The sequence below is a fragment of the Wolbachia endosymbiont (group A) of Rhinocyllus conicus genome (genome assembly GCF_947250775.1).
Classification (GTDB): Bacteria; Pseudomonadota; Alphaproteobacteria; order Rickettsiales; family Anaplasmataceae; genus Wolbachia.
Window position 1 is genome coordinate 1,459,265 of the sequence record NZ_OX366349.1, and the last position, 21,806, is coordinate 1,481,070.

General features: G+C 35.6%; 17 protein-coding genes, 1 tRNA gene and 1 pseudogene. 9 read left to right on the forward strand and 10 right to left on the reverse strand.

All coding sequences use genetic code 11. The annotated features are described in order from the left end of the window. Positions 1–16: 16 nt before the first annotated feature. The 3 genes from OOK92_RS07205 to OOK92_RS07215 are packed head-to-tail and all read right to left on the reverse strand — an operon-like array spanning position 17 to position 5,285. Positions 17–2,581: a TrbL/VirB6 family protein gene (locus OOK92_RS07205; protein ID WP_264735683.1), complete on the reverse strand. Its 2,565-nt coding sequence runs from the start codon at positions 2,579–2,581 to the stop codon at positions 17–19. After that, a complete protein-coding gene (locus OOK92_RS07210) occupies positions 2,574–4,979 on the reverse strand; it encodes a VirB4 family type IV secretion/conjugal transfer ATPase (protein ID WP_264736409.1) in 2,406 nt (801 codons plus the stop codon). The genes OOK92_RS07205 and OOK92_RS07210 overlap by 8 nt, the downstream gene beginning before the upstream one ends. A gap of 9 nt (positions 4,980–4,988) precedes the next feature. Next, the gene (locus OOK92_RS07215; protein WP_253307377.1) at positions 4,989–5,285 is read right to left on the reverse strand and encodes a type IV secretion system protein VirB3; all 297 of its coding nucleotides are present in this window, start codon (positions 5,283–5,285) and stop codon (positions 4,989–4,991) included. A 116-nt stretch (positions 5,286–5,401) separates the two neighbouring features. Between OOK92_RS07215 and OOK92_RS07220 the strand changes: the two genes are divergently transcribed. Further along, on the forward strand, positions 5,402–6,937 hold the full coding sequence (locus tag OOK92_RS07220; protein WP_264735684.1) for a lysine--tRNA ligase: 1,536 nt from the start codon (positions 5,402–5,404) through the stop codon (positions 6,935–6,937). Positions 6,938–6,970: 33 nt separating this feature from the next. Here OOK92_RS07220 and OOK92_RS07225 read toward each other — a convergent pair whose 3' ends face one another. Together OOK92_RS07225 and OOK92_RS07230 are read right to left on the reverse strand one after the other, a co-directional pair. Beyond that, positions 6,971–7,567: an RDD family protein gene (locus OOK92_RS07225; protein WP_253309168.1), complete on the reverse strand. Its 597-nt coding sequence runs from the start codon at positions 7,565–7,567 to the stop codon at positions 6,971–6,973. Positions 7,568–7,591: 24 nt separating this feature from the next. Continuing rightward, a tRNA-Leu gene (locus OOK92_RS07230) sits at positions 7,592–7,674 on the reverse strand. 107 nt (positions 7,675–7,781) lie between these two features. Between OOK92_RS07230 and OOK92_RS07235 the strand changes: the two genes are divergently transcribed. Both OOK92_RS07235 and OOK92_RS07240 read left to right on the forward strand, forming a co-directional pair. Next, positions 7,782–9,233 carry a replicative DNA helicase gene (locus OOK92_RS07235; RefSeq protein ID WP_264735685.1) on the forward strand — a complete coding sequence of 484 codons (1,452 nt, stop codon included), beginning with the start codon at positions 7,782–7,784 and terminating at the stop codon, positions 9,231–9,233. Between the two features lie 124 nt (positions 9,234–9,357). Continuing rightward, complete coding sequence (locus tag OOK92_RS07240) at positions 9,358–10,584, forward strand: coiled-coil domain-containing protein (protein ID WP_264735686.1); 1,227 nt, start codon at positions 9,358–9,360, stop codon at positions 10,582–10,584. 30 nt (positions 10,585–10,614) lie between these two features. On the opposite strand, the gene metG is transcribed toward OOK92_RS07240, so the two are convergent. Beyond that, positions 10,615–12,204: a methionine--tRNA ligase gene (gene metG / locus OOK92_RS07245; RefSeq protein ID WP_264735687.1), complete on the reverse strand. Its 1,590-nt coding sequence runs from the start codon at positions 12,202–12,204 to the stop codon at positions 10,615–10,617. 139 nt (positions 12,205–12,343) lie between these two features. Between metG and OOK92_RS08495 the strand changes: the two genes are divergently transcribed. Continuing rightward, on the forward strand, positions 12,344–12,823 hold the full coding sequence (locus tag OOK92_RS08495) for a TrbC/VirB2 family protein (protein ID WP_264735688.1): 480 nt from the start codon (positions 12,344–12,346) through the stop codon (positions 12,821–12,823). 25 nt (positions 12,824–12,848) lie between these two features. Here the strand turns inward: OOK92_RS08495 and ubiG are convergent. Then, a pseudogene (gene ubiG, locus OOK92_RS08425) lies at positions 12,849–14,017 on the reverse strand (bifunctional 2-polyprenyl-6-hydroxyphenol methylase/3-demethylubiquinol 3-O-methyltransferase UbiG). 175 nt (positions 14,018–14,192) lie between these two features. Between ubiG and dnaG the strand changes: the two are divergent. Together dnaG and OOK92_RS07270 are read left to right on the forward strand one after the other, a co-directional pair. After that, on the forward strand, positions 14,193–15,941 hold the full coding sequence (gene dnaG, locus OOK92_RS07265; protein WP_264735691.1) for a DNA primase: 1,749 nt from the start codon (positions 14,193–14,195) through the stop codon (positions 15,939–15,941). 184 nt (positions 15,942–16,125) lie between these two features. Next, complete coding sequence (locus OOK92_RS07270) at positions 16,126–17,208, forward strand: efflux RND transporter periplasmic adaptor subunit (RefSeq protein ID WP_264735692.1); 1,083 nt, start codon at positions 16,126–16,128, stop codon at positions 17,206–17,208. A gap of 73 nt (positions 17,209–17,281) precedes the next feature. Here OOK92_RS07270 and grxD read toward each other — a convergent pair whose 3' ends face one another. The 3 genes from grxD to OOK92_RS07285 all read right to left on the reverse strand — a co-directional run bounded on the left by grxD (position 17,282) and on the right by OOK92_RS07285 (position 19,240). Further along, complete coding sequence (gene grxD / locus OOK92_RS07275) at positions 17,282–17,605, reverse strand: Grx4 family monothiol glutaredoxin (protein ID WP_164224629.1); 324 nt, start codon at positions 17,603–17,605, stop codon at positions 17,282–17,284. 15 nt (positions 17,606–17,620) lie between these two features. Then, positions 17,621–17,839 carry a BolA/IbaG family iron-sulfur metabolism protein gene (locus OOK92_RS07280; RefSeq protein WP_096641415.1) on the reverse strand — a complete coding sequence of 73 codons (219 nt, stop codon included), beginning with the start codon at positions 17,837–17,839 and terminating at the stop codon, positions 17,621–17,623. A 78-nt stretch (positions 17,840–17,917) separates the two neighbouring features. Further along, positions 17,918–19,240 (reverse strand): malic enzyme-like NAD(P)-binding protein, encoded by a 1,323-nt coding sequence (locus OOK92_RS07285; protein WP_264735693.1) that lies wholly within the window; start codon positions 19,238–19,240, stop codon positions 17,918–17,920. A gap of 126 nt (positions 19,241–19,366) precedes the next feature. On the opposite strand from OOK92_RS07285, the gene pgsA reads away from it, so the two are divergent. From pgsA to OOK92_RS07300, 3 genes are all read left to right on the forward strand, one after another. After that, complete coding sequence (gene pgsA / locus OOK92_RS07290) at positions 19,367–19,909, forward strand: CDP-diacylglycerol--glycerol-3-phosphate 3-phosphatidyltransferase (protein ID WP_253309177.1); 543 nt, start codon at positions 19,367–19,369, stop codon at positions 19,907–19,909. A gap of 100 nt (positions 19,910–20,009) precedes the next feature. After that, positions 20,010–21,008 carry a hypothetical protein gene (locus OOK92_RS07295; protein WP_253309178.1) on the forward strand — a complete coding sequence of 333 codons (999 nt, stop codon included), beginning with the start codon at positions 20,010–20,012 and terminating at the stop codon, positions 21,006–21,008. Between the two features lie 60 nt (positions 21,009–21,068). After that, a complete protein-coding gene (locus tag OOK92_RS07300) occupies positions 21,069–21,776 on the forward strand; it encodes an outer membrane protein assembly factor BamD (protein WP_264735694.1) in 708 nt (235 codons plus the stop codon). The last annotated feature ends 30 nt before the right edge of the window (positions 21,777–21,806 follow it).

Here is a 21,806-nt window from a genome sequence, read left to right on the forward strand (position 1 = left end):
TAGCATCACCGCCACCTTAGTTAATCTTTTCGCTGGAACCTTTACCACTATCTCCACCTCCTCCACCAGCACCACCTCTTGCCTTCTTGACAGCCGCAGCAGCAGCTTGACCAACACCTCCAGCAGCGGCTTTGGCAGCAGATAAAGCTTTGCCCACCATTTGTCCAGGTGTACTACCAGAACCGAGTAATGCTCTATGGTTACCAGCAAGTTCAGCAGCCATGTTAGGAAGAATGTTTAAAAAGTGGTAAAAGAGGAATAACACTAGACACAACTTTAATAACTCTCCGATGAGAGAGCTGCCAAACTCCATGTATGTAAAGTAGAATAGACCAAGTATGTTGCTCTTTTTAAAGCTATAATTTTGCATCATACATGCAAGAGTAGTTTCATTTTTATCACATTCACCATCCTTCAATTTGAACCACTGTTTTTTCTTACTATCTGAGGTTTCTGCTTGTTTCTTTTCATATGACTTGTCCGGTTGTTCATTTTTATATGACTCGTCCAGTTCAAAATTTAAATTTTTAAAATAGATTTTATCACATGCTATGAACATAAAGGACAAAAACGCAAAAAGGATAACCGGGTATAAGCTATAGGTAATCAACTCTTTCACCCAGCCGTCAAAATATCCTTTGGTGTGTTGGAATAAAACCATAGGAATAAACAAAGGTGATAGAATAACAATTACACTTAAAGCAACTAGAGATAAAATAAATACATAGCACAGCCACAAAATAACCATCATCATCAGAACGGCCATAAATATACAGACAAGAGCTACTAAAATTTGTCCACCAGCGAAAATAATACCAATCACCGAACCTGCAACTAACAAGACAGGAGCAGCACCAAGCAAGACTGCTAACGTTGCAACACCTCCAGTACCAATTTTGCCACCGATTCCATCTAAAGGTGCTCCTAAATAAAATAAAATTCTGCAATCAAGCCTATCCCAAGGTGCAAGGTAGCTATAATTTCCTGTACTATATTTATAATCATTAGCTTCATAATTACATATTCCTTTACTTTCAGATGAAGCTTTCAATACCATTTCTGACAAACCATTTGAGAGACGAGTTAATTCTCCATAATAATGAGACATGGTACTGCCTGTTGTGAAGTAAATCACTAAAGCGAATTTAATAATCAACATGTACATTTCTTGTGGGCTGCGAACTCCACCAGACATAGCTTTTATAGAGAACAGTATTAAAGCTAAAACCAAAACAGCAGTTACAGTGTTTTTCAACCTCTTTTGTGCTACAGATAAGAAACTGCCCTTGTTATGTCCATCTTTATCTTTAAGTGGGCTGCCACTTGAATCAATACCTGCAACTAAATTATCTAACGATTCCTTAATGCATTGCACTATCATAGAAGTGATGGGAATAGGAGCTAATGATTTACTTCCTGCCTGATTATAGCAAGCTTTAGAGACATACGAGCTAAAACAGCCAGCATTATCATAACCTACAAAAATTTTCCCCCCTTGTCCGTTGAGTCCTTTTTCTTTAGATCTGATAATAGTTTTATAGTCATCATTATTACCAATAGAAACTTTTTCCTCTCCTGTACCATCTTTATTTTTGAATGTCATCATAGATTTTTCACACATAGGAGCAAGTGGGTCAGGTGGCAATTCCGTGCACCCCATATCAACCCCTTGCGGCCAAGGAGTCATTTCGATACCAAGCATGCTCACACTTCCCAGCTCCACACACAACCTGCCCATTTTTCTTACTGCTTTAAATGTTGACCCATGTATGGTTTCGCTTTGCCCAGCTTTAAGAACTTTACATTTCAGCTCACCATCGACCGTCGGGGACCATGACCCATCTACATATCCAGTATCTTTTTCCCTTACATCAAAGTCTATGTATCCAGGTTTTTCTCTGGAATCAAAGTCTTTCTTGTTAAAAAGATTACCAAAAGTTAAAGGATTTCGATGACATATTTCTATATATTCACTGTATTGCACACCGTTTTTTGGCCAGTAATAACTTTCTGTACTCTCCTGAACGTTAGAATTTAAGGCTTCTTTTTCTGCTCTTTTCCCGTCATAGTCTTTTTTGTTCACGTCTTCCCGAGCTTTATCTTGCAAACAAGAAAAATATTCATCTTCTGTTTGGTAATTTTTATTGGTGCAGCCACTATAACCTGTGTCTTCTTTAAAATTTTTGTATTTTCCATCATGACCACGTGCAACTGGGTGTTTAACAAAACTATGTTCACAAACAACAAGCCCCCCTATTGCTTTCCAGACTCCAACAATTGCAGCTATCATTCCAACAATAACAAGAGCGGTAAACAAACCAGCAGAAGAGACGATTAAGACGATGCCAGTAAATATTGCGCCAACAGCAATCGCTATTCCAGCAAGTGCTGCAGCTGTTTTAAACGCCCCACAATCAGGATTAGAGGCACGACTGAAGCTGCCAGTGGAATTAAATCTGCTAACAAATTCTGTCTTGTCAGTACCACTTACTCCATCTGCAAGCACTGGATATGAGAGTAAAAAGTCTATATTTAGTAAAAATATCGCAATTAATAGCAATGACAGCTTAGTCTTAAACATTTTTTACCTTCTGATAAAATATAGGCAACCATACTTTTGGGTTGTCCCCAACTTCATTTAATATATCGTGTAACAATAGAACACTTTCTGCACGTCCGGATAATACGTTGATTATATCATCTAAGTCTTTTAAGTCTATTCTAGCTACCACAGCATTAACTCCTTGTTTCACCAAAAAGAATCTAGTACTCGGATCTGTGTGCTTAATTAATATATATTCACGTTCAGTTAACATAAAAACATCCCGATAGACACTAGTAGCTTTCAGATTTGGTAAAAAAATCTGTGTCGCTGTTTGTTGTACAAGCGTATCGCTAATAGCACTTTTACTTGCATCCTCAACACTCTGAGTAGCAAAAATCACAAAAGCATTTAGTTTTCTCAGTACCTTCAACCAGTCTTTTATCTTGGGTGCAAAAACTGGATTATCTATTAATGCCCATGCCTCATCAAGAACGATAATAGATGGAGTGCCATCAAGAGATATACTAATCCTATGAAATAAATAAATCAATACTGGTCCAAGGGCAACAGGATCTTTGAGCAAGCTAGCCATCTCAAAACCAAATACTCTTGCTCGTGAAAAATCTAGCAAATCTTCTTTATTGTCAAATATTGCAGCATGAGAACCATTATCATGCCACATAGATATTGCCCCAGCTAGAGTATCAGGACCTGCAAGTCCTAAAAACGGTACAAGGTTTCTCAAGAACCTGTCTTCTTTTCTTAATTTAAAATTTCCTTCAATTGCATCATTAATTCGTGCAATATCTTCTGAAGTAAATTTATCATTATATACCGAAATTAAAGACTTTATCCACTCCATTAAAAATGTTCTATTATCAGAGGTGTCATCAAGTTGCAAAGGATTAAAATTTGTTTTAGTTCTTGGTTCTATTACAGTATAGATACCACCAAGTGCTCTTAAGAAAATCTCTGCACCGCGATCTTTGTCAAAAAAGAATATCCTTGGAGAAAATTTTATCGCTTGAGCACATAAGAAATTCATTAAAACAGTTTTACCAGCACCAGTTGGGCCAATTATCATAGTGTGTCCAACATCCCTTATATGAAAGTTGAAAAAAAATGGAGTACCAGATGTCGTGTCGAAAACTGTAACGGCATCTCCCCAGTGGTTATTGAATTTATTACCAGTAGGATAATTATGTTGAGATGCAAATCCAGCCAAATTAAGACTACTTATTGTAGCTTTTCTCACTATATAATCGAAATTACCAGGAATTTGCGCCCAAAATGCTGGTTCAAGGTTAACTCTCTCACGGACAGGGTAAACACCGCAATTAGAAAGCTCTGATTCTACCAACGACAGAGCGTTATCCAATGATTTAGGACTTTTTTCTATACATAAAATAGTCAGGTGATGTTGACCAAATGCAATCTTACCACTCATTGCGTCATCAAGCGCTTGAGAAATTTCTGCTATTTGAGAAATAGCTTTATCTGCAGACTGTATCATTCGATTTTGCTGTATCTGCATTTTTCCAATCGCCATTTGCCTGTTTATAAATTGAAAAGATTGCGTAATTATAAACTCGTAAGGAAGTTGTAAAAACGAATCAAGCATTCCTGCAGAAGTATGATTTCCATATTCTTTGATACTAACCACTCCAGCATATTTACTCTCATTATGAGTCACAACCTGTATCATCTTACGGCCAAAGAATAACCTATGTACTGGTAAGTATCTTGATATTTCAGTTCTTAGCGGAAAAAGCGTATTTGTAACGAAGCCACAATTTACGATTCTAGATAGAAACTCCATTATTTCGCAGAACAAACCATCTGGAGTTTCTTTTACTCCAAGAATTTTAGGCGAATAATTTCTAAGGCTTGTCACTACACGATTTGTCGTTTCCTCTAAATCTTCATACGTGGCACGCATATCACTTTCCCAAGCATGTTTTGAAGCTACATGTCCGAATTTTTTTAGTAGATATGACAAAAATTCTACTCCTTTTGTGTCTGCTCTACGGATAATCGTAATGTATAGGTCATTAATAAATGATTGCCTTGTTGCGTGTTTTTCTCTCCATTTTAGATTTACGTGATTAGCGAAAAAATTCGGCAAACCTTGACTTGCAAATTCATCAGAAAAAATATTTTTTTTACGTCTGATAGTATGAAAATACAAACTAAATGCCGGAGATGAAATGCTTCTGAGCATCTGATTCCTGATATTATTTTGTATTACTAAATCCTCGTCATCGGCGGTTTCAAATGCAAAGCCACTTAATTTTATAACCTTAACCAACCAATTTTCTTTTGTCATCAAGGTTGTGCTATTCCAATAGCAAGAATAAGGAATAAATTCAGCAGCGTGAACTTCCCTGCTCAGAGTAGATTTACTCTTTGATTGAATAGCCCTAAACCTCAGCATCACACAACATTAAGCAATATCATAAGAATTGGCTCCATGATAAAAACGATTTAAACATTTCGAGCACTTTCCTAATTTTACCATAAATAATTCAATAAACAAAGGTTCTTTTGCAGAAGCTATATAGCCAAGTCCATGTATACCTGGTAACATTAAGAGAATCACTCTCAAATCATTTGAATTAATGAAAATTAGCAGGCAAATCAGGACGTTTAATATTGCAAACATATAACTCACACCAAAGAGCATTGCAGGTCTTGTAAGACCTTTAAATAATTGATCTGTTTGTATACTACCTGTGGACATATCTTTAACCTTCTAATAATAGCTCTAACACTAATACTATATCATTATATTAAAAATCCATTGAAACTAGTAGCACTTTAAGTTAAGATACATTGATTAATAATTTAACCCAGATAATGACAAGTTGGCCATTTCAAGAAGCAGAAAAAATATTGCAAGAGTTTCCTAATAAAAAAGAAATAATATTTGAAACTGGTTATGGACCCTCTGGTTTACCCCACATAGGAACCTTTGGAGAGGTTTTCCGCACTACAGTTGTTGTAAATGCATTAAAAAAAATAGCTCCTGGTATAAAAACCAAAATCATTGCAGTTTCAGATGATATGGATGGTTTGCGAAAAATACCAGATAATGTGCCAAATCAAGAGATGCTAAGGGAGCACTTAAATAAACCATTGACTATGATACCCGATCCATTTGGCACTCATGAGAGTTATGGTCATCACATGAATTCGTTGTTGTGTAAATTTCTTGATTTGTTTGAATTTGAATACGAATTTAGGAGTGCAACAGAGTGTTATAAATCTGGCGTTTACGATGAAAAACTTTTACTCCTGCTGAAAAATTATGATAAAGTGATGGACGTAATGCTTCCATCATTTCGGGAAGAAAGGCAGCAGACTTACAGTCCATTCTTGCCGATATGCCCAAAGACTTCCCAAGTTTTACAAGTTCCAGTAATTGAAACAAATACAGATAAAGGAACAATCACGTATGAAGACCCAAACGGGGAAAAAATAGAAGTTCCAGTGACAAAAGGAAAATGTAAACTGCAATGGAAACCTGATTGGGGAATGAGGTGGGCCGCATTTGGAGTAAATTATGAAGCTCACGGAAAAGATTTAACTCCATCTGCTGTGCTTTCAAGTCAAATATGTGAAATACTTGGAGAAAAGCCACCACTTCTGTTTTGCTACGAGCTTTTCCTTGATAAAGAAGGAAAGAAAATATCAAAATCAAGAGGAAATGGCATTTCGATTGAAGAGTGGCTAACTTACGCACCAACAGAGAGTTTAGCATTGTACATTTTTCAGAGCCCTAAAAAAGCTAAACGTTTATATTTTGATGTGATACCAAAATCAACCGATGAGTATCTAGAGTTTGTAAGGTGCTATAATGAGAGTAAAGAAAAAGATATAAATAATCCTGCATGGCATATTCATCAAGGTGAAGTTCCCAGTATAGAAACTTCAGGTATAAATTTTACGCTACTTTTAAACCTAGCGGCGGCTTGTAACGCTGAAAACAAAGAGATTCTCTGGGGTTTTATATCCACTTATGCACCAAGCGTCACACCAGAAAATAATAAAATGCTTGATAGACTTTCAGACTTTGCAGTAAAGTATTACCACGATTTTATCAAACCAACAAAATCATATAAAACTCCAAATGCAAAAGAGAAAGAAGCGTTACTAGATTTGAAGGACACTTTACATTCTCTATCTACAACTGTTACTGCTGAAGAAATTCAATCTCAGGTATTTTCTATTGGAAAAAAATATGATTATACCAACTTACGTGACTGGTTTCAGCTATTATATGAAACGTTACTTGGCCAAAAAACCGGTCCAAGAATGGGATCTTTCATAAAGCTTTATGGAATAGATAATACGATTTCTCTCATAGAAAGCGCTACTAAATGTATACTTTAGGGTTTACCTTCTTTCATTTGAGCTCTTTAGTTTTTAGTTCTGCCTTCTAAGGCTTTTACTCGTGACAACCACTGTGCCTGCGATCTTGTCGTGCCAAGTTTGACAGCGTTTGTTGAAATTTGACCATAAAAAGCCCAAGAATAATGGTGCAGCTGACAATATAAAGGAAAAAAATCTCTTTGTTGCTTGTCTTAGGGTCATCTTTTCGAAAGTTTGTGCATCCACAACTCTAAGCCCAAGTAATAGTTTTCCAGGTGTAGCAGCAAACCTTACCCACATATATGTTACATAGCAAAAGAGCATAATGCATTGGACTATTTGATTTAGGATTTGTAATTTTATAAGTCTACTCTGCGTTGTCTTTTCTTCTGCAGACAGTGGCGCTTGCATTTGGTATTTTGCAGCAATTTGACTTAATATTTTGCTATCCTCTGAGTTCATAAAGAGCTTATTTAAGGCTTGGCTGCAAAACTGCAAGAACAAAACGATAATAATCAAATCAAGCAATACTGATATATAGCGCCTAAGTCCTGTTACATAACATATCCCATTTTCATCTTTCTTTACCTTTTGAATAACATTTATAGAAGAAAAAATAGAAAATAAACGATTAAAAAATTTATGTAACATATATATACTTTCCAATATTTAACGTGCCCCTGGCCGGACTTGAACCAGCATGCTTTTGCAAGCAACAGATTTTGAGTCTGCCGTGTCTACCATTCCACCACAGGGGCATTAAGTTTTAATGCTATAGGCAACACGGAATTAGTCAAATTTTATATGTCTTTCAAATGAGGACTAAATATTCTACAATAATCAACAGTTACTCTCAAAACTTAAAATGAATGAATTAGCTAGTCTCCTCAGTTCAAGAAGTGTAGATAAGGAAATATGTAAATTACCGCATAATTTAGAAGCTGAACAGATGCTTATTGGTGCAATGATTCGTGATAATAGAATCTGTGATGCAGTTGAAGACACAATCACAGCAGAAAATTTCTATGATCCATTACATCAAAGTATTTTTACGCAAATATCCAAAACCAGGAAACACGGTATAGTTGCCAATGAACTAAGCCTCAAAATGTTTTTTGAGAACGACCAAGCGTTTACCGAGTGTGGTGGGGTAGAGTACTTAGCAAAGCTTGCAGCAAAGGCAAGTATTGCACTTGATATCTATAGTTTGACTAGAATAATCCGTGATACTTACTTAAGGAGATGTTTAATTAAGCTCGGGCAAGAAATAGTTGGTGATAGCTACAACTACGATATTGAAAATCCTGCACAGGCGCAAATTGAACAAGCAATGACAAAATTGTTCAACTTAGCAGTAAAAAAACAAGGTGAGAAAACATATATAAAACTTGCAAGTTCAATTAAAGACGTAGTTGAGAAGATCAGCACACTGAAAAATAATCCAGAAGCGCTGGGCGTTACAACCGGACTTCAAGATCTAAATCAGCTTCTTGGTGGCCTACAAAAATCTGATTTATTAATTTTAGCTGCAAGGCCTTCTATGGGTAAGACAGCACTGGCGCTAAACATCGCACTTAATGCTTGTAAGATGTTGCAAAAAAGAGCAGATAAACAACACTATGTAGCGTTTTTCTCACTTGAAATGTCAGCAGAACAATTAACCGCAAGGCTGATCACTATAGATTCAGGGATTAGTTATTATAAGGCATTAACCGGGAGAATTAGTGATTTTGAATTGCATGAATTTATCAATGCTAGTACAGAATTATCTGAACTGCCTTTCATCATAGATGACACCCCTGCGCTATCAATTAGTGCCCTTCGCACCAGAATACGCTTGCTGTATCAATTATATAATGTAGAAGTGGTATTCATTGATTATTTGCAGCTAATCAGAGGAACAACAAAAAGAAGTAATGAAAATAGAGTACAAGAAATCTCGGAAGTGACGCAGGGTTTGAAAGCAATTGCAAAAGAGCTGAATATTCCCGTTGTTGCACTATCTCAGCTCTCTCGTTCTGTTGAGCAGAGAGACGACAAAAAACCACAACTTTCTGATTTGCGTGATTCAGGAAGCATAGAGCAGGATGCAGATATAGTGATGTTCCTCTATAGAGAGGAATATTATGAATTGAGAAAGCAACCAAGTGAAGGAAGCAATAAACATCGAGAGTGGCAAGAAAAAATGGAAAAAATTAGAAATATTGCAGAGCTTGTTATTGCAAAGCAGAGAAATGGGCCAATTGGCAGTGTGAAGCTATATTTTGACTCTAACAGAGGTTCGTTTAAAGATTACACAGAGAGGCATAGTTTGTAGCTTGGCAGCAATCTTCTTGTTCCCAAGTTCATCAATTGTTTTTTTATGTAAAAAGTTAGCTTGATAACTTCCTTTAAATCCTTTTATATGGTATTATATTTTACAATACGTGAGGAATAATCATATGAGTAAAAACAATTTACCCTATTATATAGCTGGAACTCTGGCTGCTTTAACTTTATTAGCATCTGGAGTGTTTGCTGCAGCTCCTTATATTGGTTTCTTAGCTCCTGTTGCAGCATTAAGTGTTGGCCTGCCATTTATTATTGGTTGTGCTGTATTTTCTGCTGTAGCTATGGCACTTTCGTATAAAGCAATTAGTAAGAATAAAACTATTTCTGAGAAAGATGTTCAACTGGCTGAGAAAGTAGAAGAAATATCTAAAAAAGATGCTCAACTAGCTAAAGAAGAAGATAAAGTACAGGCTCAAAAGCAAACAATTTCTGAGTTAGAAGCTAAGATACAAGCTCAAGAGCAAACAATTTCTGGGCAAAATGACCAACTGACTAAAAAAGAAGCGGAAGTAAAAGCTAAAGAGGAGGAAGATTCTAAGCAAAAAATTGAAATTAATAAAAAAAATGAGGAGATTAATAATCAAAAAAAAGAAATAGAAGAACTTAAACACAAGAAAACTTTTGTTCCGCAAGCAATGAAGAATATCAAAGAAGCATCTCAAGAAGTATTTGCATATGTAGAAGAAGCCTACAGTAGTGGGCGCGTTCATAGTACTATTAAGCAGCGCCGTAGTGATGTTGCGAATGACTTAAAAAATGTCGTAGGTAGTGCGAAAAATGCTTATGGCACATCAGTTGAGTATGTAAAAGGGAAATTTAATAGTGCTGGAAATAAATTAAAAAATGTTTATGGTACATCAGTTGAGTATACAAAAGGAGCACTTAACAGCGTTGGAAGCAGCTTGTACAGTGTACTTTATGGTACTAAGGTTTCTAGTCCGGAAGAGCAGTTTAAGCGTGAAGATGGATCTAAACCTAGTATGCAAGAACTAACTCGTTTGGATTACTTAGATCTTGCAACTTCTAAGAATTTGAATCATTTAAATGTTGATATTTCTAGCCTAAAAAGTAAGTCGGTTGAGAACTGTAACGCAAAATCTGGTGATGAAAAAGATACTAAGATTTCTAGCCCAGAAAATCAGCCAACTAAAGAAGAAAATGGTCAAAGTTGGGTTGCGTGGGGTAAGGCTAAGGTAGCTGGAATAGGAGTATGTGGTTGTGTTGCTTTATATTATGCTGCACCGTATATTTCTACAATGCTTGAAGGAGTTTCAGTATCATCTGTAGGCAGTGAGACGGGTTATACCAACGATACGTACTATCCTTACCAGATGTAATCTCATTCAGGAGAAATAGTTTTTAAAAAACTATTTCTCCTCTTTAGCATCAACCCTCAAAAAAACCGGCGTAGGTTTAGGTAGTGTAATGCCTGAACTTACGCATGCGTTGCACAGAGATTTTAAATCACGTTGCTCTTTTGGAATTTGCAATTGATTAAGTATCATTTCCGCTGATTTGGGAACGATTGGCTGCAATAAAATGCCAATTATCCTGATATATTCCAGTAGTTTGTAGATTACTAAGTTCATACGCACTCTATCGGTTTTGCTTAATATCCAGGGTGCACTTTTGTCTATATAAGCATTGGCTTCAGAAGAGATGTTGATAATTAGAAGTATAATCTGGTTAAACTCATACTTTGATAAATGGTCCATCACTTGACCTAGTATAGCTTTGCAATTGGGCAAGCTCTCATTATCTTTGAATAAATTTTGATCAACTGTTGGAACAACTCCAGAGCATTGTTTGTGTAAAAATGAGATCGTTCTTTGTACTAAATTGCCTATATTGTTTGCAAGTTCTGAGTTTATGCGGCTGATCATGTTTTTCTTACTAAAGTTGCCATCCTGGCCAAAACTTGCTTCTCGAAGGAGAAAATAGCGTAGTTGGTCAACACCAAACTCTTGAGCGAGGCCAATTGGATCTATGACATTACCAAGAGACTTGGATATTTTTTCTCCTTCGTTTAGCCACCAACCATGAACTGCAATTTGTTTTGGCAGTGGCAAATCTGCTGCAAGGAGAATCGCTGGCCAATACACAGCATGAAAGCGCAATATGTCTTTGCCGATTACATGAACGTTGAAAGAGTTGTCAGCTAGGTTTGCAGTGCTTGACACTGGAATCTGTATTTCTGGTTCTGCCCAAAACTTCTTATATTCTTCACCTTCAGTACTAGGGAAACCTATTGATGTAAGATAATTGGTTAATGCATCTATCCAGACATAGATTACGTGTTTGTCATTACCTGGTACTTTTATTCCCCAGTTAAAACTAGTGCGAGAGATTGAGAGGTCAATGAACCCTGATCTTACAAACGATACCACTTCATTTTTTCTGCTCTCAGGAAAGATAAAATTTGGCTGATTTTCATATAGTTCTAGTAATTTATCCTGCCAATTCGACAAACGAAAAAAGTAGCTCTCTTCTTTTACCCATTCAACCTCAGCACCTGTTGGTGCTTTGCCATCTATCAGCTCTGATTCCTGATAAAATGCTTCATCACGAACTGAATACCAACCCGAATAGGAATCCAAATATATTTGTCCTCTCTCTTCAAGCCTATTCCATAAAGCTACCACTGCTTTTTCATGACGTTCCTCCGTAGTGCGAATAAAATCGTCATACTCAAAATTCATGAACTTAGCTAATTCTTTAAATGAAACACTCACTTCGTCTGTAAATTCTTTTGGCTGCATTTCCTTTGCTTTAGCTGCTTTTTCTATTTTTTGTCCATGTTCATCTGTACCGGTGGTAAATTTGACATTTTTCCCAGCTAGTTTCATGAACCTTGCCACCACGTCACACAAGAGAGAAGTGTATGCATGACCGATATGCGGCTTATCGTTTACGTAATATATTGGCGTGGTGATGTAAAAACTCTCAAATCGATCCATGGTTTAGCATTTTGATAAAAATCAACTGAGTTAATTATAGTATTAAAAAGGCAGTAATAAATAAATATTGATTGGGTTAAGCATAATTTTTGAGAAAAGCTATTTACTGAAATTTTATTAAAATAAGAAACAATCAGGTATGATTATTGAAAGAACAATGGGAAATTTTCTTGTAATTCTATTTGTAGTTTTAATTTTCTCCTATGCATTTGATGCACACGCTGATGGAGCAACAGATGTAATGTGTAATGTAATAGGTTACGTTCATGGAATAGGTGGACCAATGATTACAGTAGTAGTAATTGGTACAAGCTTGCTTGCAATATTTGGAAGAATGCCTTGGCCTTCACTTTTCTCACTTGGTATGTTTGTTGCTGTGTTTTTTGGTGCACCTAAAATTGCAACAGCGATAACAGAAAAAAACGTTTGTAATTTTCTTGAAGATCAAATGCCGGTTCGTTGTCCTTATAAAGGTCAAACGTTGGTTCAAGGAAAGTGTGTTGCTGCTCCTGGATATGAACGTGTAGGTACAAGTTATTCTTGTCGTCGCGGTTGGGCGCTAACTAATAAAGGCTACTGTATAAAAGCTGGCCAAGATCCTTCAAAGTATTGGAAGTGAAAATGGTGCTTTTATAGAGTTAAATCTAACCACTCATCAAACCACAAAGTATATAATTAATATCCACACCTTTAGTTAAATTCCACTCACGCTTTATTACGTTGTACTCCATGCCAGCCATGTTTTGCAGCGTTACATTATTTTCTCTTAAGTGATTTGCAATTTCTGACGGCTTGAGAAATTTATTCCAATTATGCGTACCCTTAGGCAGCCAATTTAATATGTACTCTGCGCCGACTATTGCAAGACAGAAGGATTTGATAGTTCTATTTATTGTGGATATAAAGATTAGCCCTTCTGGTTTCAGCAATTCTATTGCTCTTCTCATAAAGAATTCTAAATTATCTACATGCTCGACTACTTCCATCAGCAGAACCACGTCGTACTTCTTGTCATTGCTTAGCTCTTCAATGCTGGTGTGCATATATTCTACATTAAGCCCTACTTTTTTCGCATGTGACTGTGCCACTTTGATGTTTTCTTCACATACATCTATTCCCACAACATTAATGCCAACGCGTGCCATTGATTCTGATAAAATGCCACCACCGCATCCAACATCAAGCAATGATAATTCTTTTAAATCGCATTTTTTTAACTCTTTTATTTTCTCAATAATGTAAGATACTCTAATAGGATTCATCATGTGCAATGGCTTAAATTTACCATTCTCATCCCACCATTCACCTGCCATTTTAGCGAATTTTGATATTTCATCTTCGTTATAAGTTTTTGTTTTTTTTTCTTAGAGGTTATATTGCTGAGTTTATCAAGGCGTTTTTTATGTCTGCTTTCTTTTGAAAATTCTGTTTCGAGGAATTGTTTGACTATGTCTTTTGCTAATCCACTCGCAGTAAATCCTGCACCAAGACACAGTACATTTGCGTTGCCATGCTCGCGAGCTAATTTTGCGATCTCAACACTATTGCATAAAGCAGCGTAGATTCCTTCAAAACGATTTGCCACAGTACTCATGCCCAAACCTGTACCACAAATTAATATCCCATAATTTGCTTTTTTGCTTGTTATATCTTCTACAACTTTAACAGCATAGTCTGGGTAATCTACACACTTTTGCTTAGCAGTGCAGCCTTGATCTACCGCTGTGTAACCCAGGGTTTCCAGGTAGGATTTTATTTCTGATTTTAATTCATAACCAGCATGATCTGAGGCAATTGATATTATATCTGACATATAAAAAGTTGATCTTGCATAACTTAAGGATATTTATATGGGTAATTTATTTTGATCTTTCTGTCAAGCCGTTTTAATACTCCTGATCTTTCGGGAGTCCTAAAGCTTGAAATAAATTTCGAGTCAGATGTGTATAAATTCTATATAATTTTTATCCTACTACTAATTCAATAAGATGGATCACATAGATATTATAAAATCAAAATTATTATTATCTGACATAGTAGGTAAAAAAGTCAGGCTAATAAAAAGAGGAGATAGTTTTGTTGGGCTCTGTCCATTTCATAACGAAAAAACCCCATCTTTTTCGGTGAGCAATACTAAGGGGTTATATTACTGTTTTGGTTGTTCAGCTAGTGGTGATGCATTTGAATTTATTTCACAAACTGAAGGATTAAGCTTTAAAGAAGCATTGGAAAGATTAGCATCGGTTACAGGTGTTGAACTGCCCAAAAGTCTTAGTATTACAAAAGGGGACAATAAACTATTTTTAGCGCTTGATTTAGCTGCAAATTGGTTTGCACAAAAAAATCAGGGCATTGTAGATTATTTAAAGCAGCGCAAGATTTTACCTGAAATCATAGATAAATTTAAGATAGGTTATGCACCAAGCTCTGGTTTGAAAGAGTATTTAAACTCTTCAGGTATTGAAGACAAAATTTTAATTGATATTGGATTAGTAAACAAAAATTTTCATGATTATTTTTATGACCGGCTGATATTTCCTATATACAACATTGCAGGAAGAGTTATTGGTTTTGGCGGACGTGCGCTGAGTTCTGAGCAACAGCCAAAATATTTAAATAGCCCAGAGAGTCAGCTCTTCAAGAAGAGGGAGAATTTATACGGATTAAACTTTGCTTTAAGCGAAATACGTAAAAAACAGCACATATTTGTTGTTGAAGGATATATGGACACTATAGCGCTACATCAAGCGGGAATTAGTAATGCAGTTGCTCCACTTGGTACCGCAATTTCTGCAGAACAGATAAAAAACCTGTGGAGATTTGCTAAAGAAATCTCCATCTGTATGGATGGCGATAATGCCGGATATCGTGCTGCTACACGAGTTGCGGAACTTGCTCTGCCAATATTAGAGCCTGGATACACGTTAAAGTTTGTGACTTTGCCGAGTAATAAAGATCCATACGATATATGTAACGAACTGGCATACAAGAAAGAAGACGTGTTGACTGCTCTTGACCATTCAACAAAACTGCATTCTGAATATTTATGGCGTCACATAATCGATAGCAACTTTCAAAATTATGAAAAACTTGCTCCGGAAAAATATTCAATTCTTGAGCACAAGTTCATGGAATATGTAAATACTATTAGCAACAGCAGTATTAGAAGGTATTATAGAGATTATTTTTACAATAAGGCTAGTGAACTAAGAAGTAGCTTCAAAAAACAGATTTTTAATAGTAAAACTAGAGCAACAAAAGGTGAGTATCTTCATAACAAATCTCCAGAGCTAATTGAGGCAGAGCAAAATCAGGCCATAATTTTGCGTATAGCCGTAGAATTTCCTGAAATCTTGAACCGTCCTATATTTTTTGAGCAATTTTCTCATTTTGAATTTACTAATGAGATGAAAAGATTACAACAGCGTGTAATTGATGTAATAAGTAACAAAAGCAAACTTGGTAAAGAGGCTTTGTTACAAGAATTGAAACAGTTTGACGTTATAAAGTATGTATTTGAAAAAACTAGTGTACTAAATAGCCAACTGAACGAGAGAAAATCTGCAGAAATTGTGTGGAATAATATAGTGTTACTAAAAGAATTAAATGCGTTACGAAAAGAAAGAACCGAAGCGAGGCTAAGCGGTAATCTTGACTTAGAGGAAAGGTTGATAGAACAAATAGAGCAAATAGAAAGTAATATACAAGAAATGCAAATGGAGTTTATTGAAAAGTAGGCTGCTACAGTTAATTATTTTTAGGTTGTTTGTCATTCTGCTGCTTTTTAACGGAATTTATACTGCCTCTTAGCAATAAAAAACTTACTTATTGTAGGAAAATCTTGTGTTTGTTCTCATATAAAACTATTTATGGAGTGACAATGGTGCATGCATTATACTTACATTTTTGATTCGAAAATTTATGCAGTTGTTTCTAACAAAATTAGTCAACAAATTCTATTGTTTAAAGATGAGAAATAAAGTAATCATCATTTCTAGTATTGCTTTTATTCTACTGTTTTTTATCAGCAGTGCATTTTTAAAAAAAGATCAGGCGGTTCATAGTGATAATGCAACTAGTAGCTTTTCAGTAAAAACTCAAGAATGTGCGCCGCAAAACCGCACTATATATTTAAATTTTTCTGGTACAGTAAATCCCTTACATAGAGCTAGCCTTGTCTCAAAAATAAGTGGTAAGATTATTGCTATTTATTTACCTGATGGTGAAAAGGTAAAAAGAGATGATGTAGTGTTAAAGATAGAAGATTATGACAGGATTGAGCAAGCTCAGAAAGCCAAAGCTTTATTAAAGCAGCGTGAAATTGAGTATGATTCCTCTCACAAACTGAATAAAACAGGCTATGGAGCACAAATACAAGTAGAAGCAGCTTTTACTGCGTTACAAAGTGCAAAAGCTGACCTAAAAAGGCTAGAATTGGATTTAGAAAATACTGCAGTCAAATCTCCTATAGATGGTTATATTGATAAAATCAATGCAAACGAAGGGGATTTTGTTAATGCTGGGCAAAAAATAGCTGACGTGGTTGATTTCGATCAAATTCTTGTGGTGTTATACGTTTCGGAAAATGAAGTAAATAAAATAGAGCTAGGCAGCACAGCTCAAATTAGTTTACTGGACGGAAAAGAATTGGCAGGTGAAGTAAGTTTTATTAGTAAAATTGCTGAGCCTAAAACTGGGTCTTATAGGGTAGAGGTAAAGGTAATTAATAATAAAATGATATCCTTGCAAGGACTGACTGCTAGTGTAAGCCTCCCTTCAGGTGAGAGATTTGCATATAAAATTCCTTCTTCAGCCTTGAACTTAAGTGACGATGGTGTTCTTGGAATAAAGATTATTGATGACAATAATTATGTAATATTTGTACCAATAGAAATTGTTGATCATGAGAGCGATGGGGTTTGGATAGTAGCAAATAACGAAGGTAAACCCATAAAGTTAATAGTATTGGGCCACCTATTTGTTAAGCCTGGTGATAAGGTTTAAGACATAAGATCCTTTTTCATAGCTTATACTACGTTATACCAATCCCAGCGTCTGGGCACTGGTTTCTTGGTACTTATTCCGCAATAATTTTTTTTTCCTTCAATAAATTTTGCAGTTCGCCTTTTTCGTACATCTCGCGAGTGATGTCGCAACCACCGATAAACTCTTCCTTTATATATAATTGTGGAATTGTTGGCCAATCAGAAAACTTTTTTATAGATTCACGTATTTCATCATTCTCCAACACGTTAATATACTTAAACTTCACGTTCAATTTTTTTAGGATTGACACGACGAGTCCAGAGAATCCGCATTGAGGAAAATCAGAAGTGCCTTTCATGTACAACACCACATCATTTTCCGCTATATCTTTTTTTATTTGTTCAAAACTGCTCATAAATTCACCTTATTTTTAAGTATTAGTTTCCAGTTGCAAGGCGTGTATAGACTGACCTTCCAGAGCTTTATATACCATTTTATGCTGTTCTATTTTTGTCTTTCCAAGAAAGCGCTTGGAGGTTATTTTTAAATGATAATGATCATCATCTCCAGCAAGGTCATGAACCTTTATATCAGCGTCGGGGAACGATTGTTTGATGATCCTTTCTAATTCGTGAATTGCAATAGTCATTGATTTGCTTTAAATTACAATACTTTCATTATAAATCTAAAACGACTGGGTGCAATTGAATTATTGATTATATGGTTACTAATATTGTGAAGACAGTAGATTCAGCGTGTTAAGTGTACTAGCAAGGCGAGATTTCAATTGATTTTCATATTTACTCCAATCTTGTATTGCCTTTCTTGCAACACCTGAATCAACTGCGGCTTTTGCAACAGCAGGAGATACTATAGAAATTAATCTTGGGTCAAATGGAGTAGGTATTATATATTCACGTCCATAGCTCATTTTACGACCGCCATAGGCTGCAGATATCTCGTCAGACACTGGCTCACGGGCAAGCTTTGCTATTGCATCTGCAGCTGCAATTTTCATCTCATCATTTATTGTTGTTGCATGTACATCAAGCGCTCCTCTGAATATATAAGGAAATCCCATTACGTTGTTGACTTGATTGTTGTAATCTGACCTGCCAGTTGCGATTATTGCATCTGGCCTCACAGATTTTGCAAACTCAGGCCTTACTTCTGGATCGGGGTTGGCGAGAGCGAAAATAATCGGGTCTTTGCCCATACTCTTTAACATCTCTTCATTTAACACATCTTTTGCAGATAATCCGATGAATACATCAGCGCCTTTTATTGTATCAAGTAGAGAACGTTCGGAAGTATCAATTGCATATTTTTCCTTCCACTCATTCATGTCCTCGTTTCTACCTTTGTATATTACTCCTTGCTTATCACACAGCACTATATTTTTAGCGCCCATGGACTTTAGTATTTCTAAACATGCAATACCGGCTGCTCCAGCACCATTCATAATGATCTTAACGTCCTCTAATTTCTTTCCGACAATATCAAGAGCATTTTCTATACCAGCTGCAACAACCACTGCAGTTCCATGCTGGTCATCATGGAACACTGGAATATCCATCAGTTCATTCAGACGTTTCTCTATTATAAAACAATCGGGAGATCTTATATCCTCTAAATTTATCCCCCCCCAACTTGGCCCAAGGTACCTTACTGCATTGATGAAATCTTCTATATTTTCTGTACCAACTTCTATATCAACTGCATCAATATCAGCAAAACGCTTAAATAAAACAGCTTTGCCTTCCATGACAGGTTTTGCAGCAAGAGGACCGATATTACCAAGCCCAAGCACTGCAGTGCCATTTGAAATGACAGCTACAAAATTGCTTTTTGCCGTATAATCATAAACAACCTCAGGATTTTTAGCTATTTCAAGGCACGGAGCTGCAACGCCAGGAGAATAAGCAAGTGACAAATCATACTGGGTAGATAAAGGTTTTGTTGGCATGATTGAAATTTTACCAGGGTTACCACCTCTACTGTGATACTTAAGTGCCTCTTGTTTTGTGGTATTATCTAAATCATCGTTCATTCTTATATTTTAAGCTTGTAATTTTTAAGTATATGGAGTTTTTATAAATGTTCAATTGTAAACTATTAGCTTGTGAACTCTGTTGTACTTCTGTATAAGTTTACCTATTACGTAAGATGATATTACATGCTTAAGAAAAACGTGCCTAATTTGCTTACAATTTCTCGTGCACTTGCAATACCAGCAATAATATTAAGTTTTTATATAGAAAATAAATATGCAGGCCTGATAACAATATCAATCTTTGTGTTTGCGTGCATTACGGATTTTTTTGATGGTTACTTGGCGCGTGCGTGGAAAGTCCAATCAAAGTTTGGCAAGCTATTTGATCCAATTGCTGATAAATTAATAGTGGTTTCAACGATAATTATGCTAGTTTATAAGCAGAAGATAAATGATTTTACAATAGTACCATCGATTATCATCATCTGTAGGGAAATATTAGTTTCGGGTTTACGGGAGTTCCTTATAGCTATAAATGTTAGTCTACCTGTAAGCAAAGCTGGCAAAATTAAAACATTTTTGCAGATGGTTGCTGTAGTAGCGCTAATAATGAACGATTACGACACAACTCAATATATAGGTGCAATTTGTTTATGGGTTGCAGCTATTATAACTATGTGGTCAGGCTATAATTATATCCTAGCCGGCATCAAACAGGTTGACTGAATTTCTTGAGAAACAGTTAATATACAAAAGTAGTTAATACTTTCATAATATTGACTGAATAGTTAAAATCCTGTATAATATATTAGTTAATAGGGTTTATATGACTGATAACTTTAAGACTACGTTTTCTCCTGAAGATTTTTTTGGGGATTTTTGGCTGACAGTTGATAAGGAAGTCAAAAAAGAAAGGTCAGAACAAGAGTCATTAACACTAAAAGAAGAAGCGGAAAAAAAGAAGAAACTCGAACAGGAGTTATTAATGCTAAAAGTAGGAGAAGCAGAAAAAAAGAAGAAGCTAGAACAAGAGCTATTAACACTAAAAAAAAGAGAGCTATATAGACAATGTGTATCATTGGTAACAATGGTTCCATTTGCATTATTTATGGCTATTGAACTGGAAAAAATATGTAGCGATCAGGTATTACTTGGCGTGATAAGTGGCGCGCTAAGCCACACTATATTACCTTCTATGGTCCTATCTCTTATTTGTACGCTATATTTAATTTACAATAATAGGAAAATAGCACAAAAAGAACGAGAGTTGGAGAATATTGAAAATGGAGAGGAAGTAAAGGAAAAAGAGCACAATATTTCTGATATAGGTCAGTGTTTGATCTATATTGAGGCTATAACAACTGCACTGATTATTGTAGGTATGATAATGGGTGAAACATCTTCACTTGAAGCAGCAGAGGATGCAATTTTATTTCTTGCCAATGCAATTGCTTTTCTTGTAACTCTTGTTTCTTATATTGATGAGCATGAAAAAAATAAGAAAAAGGAAACAGAAAAATCTAATCTTGATGAAAAATCTAGCAAGAAAACTAGCAATATGTCTGTAGCCGGATTGGCGCTTGCTGGTTCTTCTATATTTTTAATAAGAAGGATAATGTTAATGGCATTAGCATCGTCCTTAAATCCTGCTGTTGGGCCTACTTTAGGCTTGATAGGTATTGCACTTTTTATGGTTGTACAGATATTAACTACACATTCCTACAGCAAAACGCTGAAAGATCCAAAAGTGGAAGGACAAGGTAAATCGAGGAATGCAGGTAGTTCTGACCGTAGTTATAAAGAGGAAGGGCCGGCTATTGCCTAAGAAATTTATTTATTTAAGTAATATTTAGATCTATACTTTATTTTGATCGAAAAAAATCTTATGTATAAGACTTTAATCACGTGCTTTATTTTCCTAATTTGCTCCTTTACACAATCGTATGCGGATGATCTTGAAAAAACTGAAGCTGAACTATATGAGGAAGCAGTTGAACTTTTTGACCAGAAAAAATATAAACAAGCTATTAGGGCATTTCAAAAGATAGAAGATTTGTACCCTTTCTCTTATTGGGCAAGGAAAGCAAAATTATTATCTGGTGTGTCTCATTATAACATGGGTAACTATAGCAGTGCTGCAAGTGATATGGATGATTATATATATGTTTATTCAAATGGTGAAGATTTACCATATGTATACTACTTAAGAGTATTATCTTGTTACATGCAAATTAATAAAGTGCAACTTGGACAGCAAACTGCATATAAAACTTTAGAGCTGGCTACAGAGTACATTAACCTTTTCCCAGACAGCGAATATATAGATGAAATCAAGGAAAAAGCAAAATTAATCACAGAACATATATCAATAAAAGAGTATTCTATCGGTAAATTTTACCTGAGGCGTGGTGAATATTTAGCAGCAATTAAGCGTTTCCAGAATATAGCAAGCTATAAGGATTCTAAATATTTTTCTAAGTCTATTAACTATTTAATAGCAGCCCATTCAGCTCTTGGCCTTGACTTAGAAGCTGAGCAGTATGAAAGTATGTTATTAGCAGAAAACCTGCAAGATGCCAAGCCGGAGGCTTGAAAATTTGCTTTAGCTTTTTCTATGCTTTGA